This window comes from Gemmatimonadota bacterium, from assembly GCA_026706845.1.
Classification (GTDB): Bacteria; Latescibacterota; UBA2968; order UBA2968; family UBA2968; genus VXRD01.
In genome coordinates, this window is sequence record JAPOXY010000150.1 from 1 (window position 1) to 3,760 (window position 3,760).

The following is a 3,760-nucleotide window of genomic DNA, read 5'->3' on the forward strand; positions in this document are numbered from 1 at the left end:
ATTGAGACACTGCTTTCCCTTGATAACCGCCCGCTCAACATCGCTCGCGATAAAATGAAACGTCTGATTGTCGATTGCCGCCATTTCGCTACGCTGTTATCCACAGTGTTACGTCATAGGGGGATACCTGCACGCAGTCGCTGGGGATTTGCCACATATCTTGAGGAGACACACTATCAAAATCACTGTCTCTGTGAATACTGGGACGCCAAAGAAGGCCGGTGGGTGCTGGAGGATCCCGATATAGAGATGCATGACGTGTCGTCTGATCAGTTCATTGCAGCAGGACGAGCCTGGCAGATGTGCCGCGAGGATCAAAATAATGGGACTCTTTTCGGTTTTGGACGTCATCCTCGTGGACAAGGGCTGTCTAAGGTTCGTGGAATACTGGTGGGCGACTTGGCGGCTCTCAACGGCTTTGAGATGCTTTCCGATGACTGGTGGGGGCTGTTGCTTAAGAATAATAAGGATGTGACTAAAGACGATACCGCTTTGTTAGATCGGGTAGCCGCGTTGACGTTGACAGATGAAGAATTCGACAAGCGACGAGAATTGTATGAAAATAGCGAAGCATTGCGGGTACCCGCTATCATTGAGACTCACGCTCCAAGGGATAGCCGTCATATTTACATCGACTGGCAAAAGGAAGCTTGAGAGCTGTTTTTCTAAAGGATGACCTATTGAAAGTTAGACCTATCTCTCAAGATGAACTTGAGCCTTTTGTAAACACGGGCAAAGCTAACCGGGAAGTACTTCAAAAACATGTGCTGCGCGCATGGTCTGAAGGGACAAGTAGGCCAGAGTGGTGTTTTGCCGCAGAAGCTGAGAACTCATTTACGGGTGGTATAGCCTATGAGACCGACAATAAGACAGGAAATTTGGCTATCTTCCATCTTGATACAGTAGATGAATTGGATGATCTGACGATCAAAAGGGCCCTTATACGGCATAGCCTTCAAGAGCTGAGACGGGAGCAAACACAGGTGATTCAATACCGGTTGTCCACTGACCCAACTCCTGAAGGATTGGCAGTGTCAAGACCGCTGATTGATGTAGTGAAAGAACTGGGCTTTGAATGTATGCGAGAACGGATAGAGTTTGAGCGGCCTGGCAATTCACCTTCTGTAGCAGCCACTAACAGACTCGTCTTTCGCACGCGAGAAGAGGTCAGTGAATTAACCTTCTCACGGTCTTTCGCTCTGTCGTTTCAGGATTCTTTGGATTCAGAGATTCTGAAAGGCTACGCGAAGCTTGGGCCTCAACGAGTAATATCACAGTATCTGAGTGCGTGTCCCAAAGAAGATGAACGAAATGTGTGGTTTTCTGAATTGGCCTATGATACCCAGAATGATTTGGTGGGTGTGATTATGTTGCTGCTGTCTCAGAAGCGAAAAAACCCTCGTAAGGGTCATTCTATTGGCTGCATTTATACGCTTGGAGTTGTACCTAAAAAGAGAGGGCAAGGTTATGTCAATGATCTCCTTGCCCGAGGAACTCAGATTCTGGAATACGAAGGAGCGGATTGCATTCGGTCAACGACGGCGGCGACTAATTTCCCGATGGTCAATGCCTTCGAGAGAGCGCACTACAAGCAGACAGAACATTGGTGGGGATTCGAAATCCATTTGAACAGCAAAACATAAAAAACAGGTCTATACACGGGTGACAAATCGAGATATCGCAAAGATCCAGAGTCCGTTGGATGCAAACACCTGAACCTTTAAGTGACCAGCCGGTCTCAGGCAAACAATCATGTCTATGCAGTCCTTTGAGAAGCTCAGCTACAGAGGAAGAACCCGCCGATTACGTCAATTGGCCCTGAACGCGCTATTGCGCTATCCCATGGAAGTTGCAAGCGTCCATCTGATCGAGGCTTTCACCAATGCAAACTACCGGGTGAAGACAAGAGACGGGGATTCCTACTTCATTCGCGTTTGCGAACCTAACTGGCGCACCGACATGGACCTCATTTCAGAAGTGGCATTCCTACGGGCTTTGAGTCGCGATGGTAATTTTAACACGCCGTTGCCCATCGCAGCGGAGACTGGCGATTACATCATTGAGGCTGCTGCCGATGGCGTGCCTGAGCCACGTCGCTGCATGGTCATGAGTTGGCTTCCCGGAGTGCGAATGGGCCTTCGACTAACGGAGGAAAACCTCCACAGCATGGGGGCCCTTTTCGCTCGGCTACACGAGTGGTCCCTGCAATTCGTTCCACCACCATCCTTTACTCGCCATCGCGTAGATAATCTCTACCATCGTGGCCGACCCGAGATCTTATTCGACGATCGTTTCTTACCGGCCTTTCGCCCCGAAGTCAGGGATGTATTCAAGGCGACAATGGTCAATGTCAACGCAGCGTATGAATCCCTATATGCAGATCTCAACGGCCTGCGTGTTATCCACAATGACCTGCATCACGACAATATCAAAGTATGCCGTGGGATTCTCTATCCGCTGGACTTTGAGGATACCTGCTGGGGATTCCCAGTGCAAGACATCGCAACGGCGTTCAGAGACCTGATGGACGATACCGCCCAGGATGCCTATCCGGCATTGAGAGCAGCGTTCCGCCAGGGATATGAGAGCATCGGATCTTGGCCTGAGCGATATCCCTATCAGATAGATACTTTTGCCGCAGGCATCTCGATAGAGGGCGTCAATCGAACAGCCTACGATGCCCCCGATGAACTGGGGACAGAGATCGCCGAGTTGACACCGATACTATGCAAGTTCCTTAAGAACGGAGTTTTGGAGAAGGTTGCGTCTTACAAATGATATCATGTACATCCCTCAATTAAAACGGGAGCACCATGCTGAAAAATTATCTTATGATTGCAACTCGCAACCTTTTGCGATTTACACCAGAGCCGAATATTTTCAGCCTGGTGATGATCTTCCTTCCATTCCTTTCGAGGGACAAACGACGCAACGGGTAAACCCGTTAGCCAACCTCTAAAAATAGACCAAGCGTTGAGTACCCCGATATCACGCGCTGCTGCCGCTGGCAGAATATCATCCGCTGCATTTTGGCGAAGCAGATTGTAATCAGAGTAGGTCAAAAGGACATCAACCCGCCCTGATTCAATGGCTTTCAACTGAAGAGGATAATGTGCTTCACAATTATTGTATAATTGCTGTTCGAAACCTGCTCAGATATAAGGGCTATTCATTCATAAACATCTGTGGTCTCGCGGTGGGAATGGCCTGTTGTATTCTAATCTTACTGTTTGTTCAGTATGAATTGAGCTATGACCGATTCCACGAGAATACGGACCGGATTTATAGGGTAATAAGAGAAAGACACAAGGATGGTGAAGCCTCCTCTTATACAACGGGCATATCGGGAGCGCTGGCACCAACTTTGCGGCGAAATTTCCCAGAAGTTCAACAGGCCGTGCGTGTATTACAGAGAAGACTTGGTATTCGAGAGCTTGCAGCTAAAGGGAAGGGAGAAGGTCGCGGTTGGATCGTTGACGAAGGTTTTCTGGATATGTTTACCTTTCCTTTGGTGAAAGGGAATCCCAAAACAGTCTTGACTGAACCCTACTCTGTTGTAATCACAGAAGACATCGCTCAGGTGCTATTTGGAGATGAAAATCCTATAGGAAAAACAATCACAGCCGAACATAGATTGTTGAAGGAAAATTATACCGTCACAGGCGTTTTGAATCAGATCCTTGAGAATTCGACTTTCCAATTCGATTTTCTCCTTTCAAAAATCTCTCTGAGACAGATCTCAGATACCTGGAATGCGAAC

At 48.1% G+C, this 3,760-nt stretch carries 4 protein-coding genes; all 4 read left to right on the top strand.

Going from position 1 to position 3,760, the window contains the following annotated elements:
- Positions 1 to 654 (top strand): transglutaminase domain-containing protein (locus OXG87_14565; protein ID MCY3870772.1); only part of this gene is annotated, 654 nt, incomplete at its 5' end.
- 26 nt (positions 655 to 680) lie between these two features.
- Complete coding sequence (locus OXG87_14570) at positions 681 to 1,643, top strand: GNAT family N-acetyltransferase (protein ID MCY3870773.1); 963 nt, start codon at positions 681 to 683, stop codon at positions 1,641 to 1,643.
- A 109-nt stretch (positions 1,644 to 1,752) separates the two neighbouring features.
- On the top strand, positions 1,753 to 2,778 hold the full coding sequence (locus tag OXG87_14575; protein ID MCY3870774.1) for a phosphotransferase: 1,026 nt from the start codon (positions 1,753 to 1,755) through the stop codon (positions 2,776 to 2,778).
- Positions 2,779 to 3,112: 334 nt separating this feature from the next.
- Positions 3,113 to 3,760, top strand: a 648-nt coding sequence (locus OXG87_14580; protein MCY3870775.1) for an ABC transporter permease, incomplete at its 3' end; no start/stop codon positions are given.

Excerpts from the sequence above, each read along its gene's own strand:
- OXG87_14575 (MCY3870774.1), top strand. The coding sequence starts at position 1,753 with ATGTCTATGCAGTCCTTTGAGAAGCTCAGCTACAGAGGAAGAACCCGC.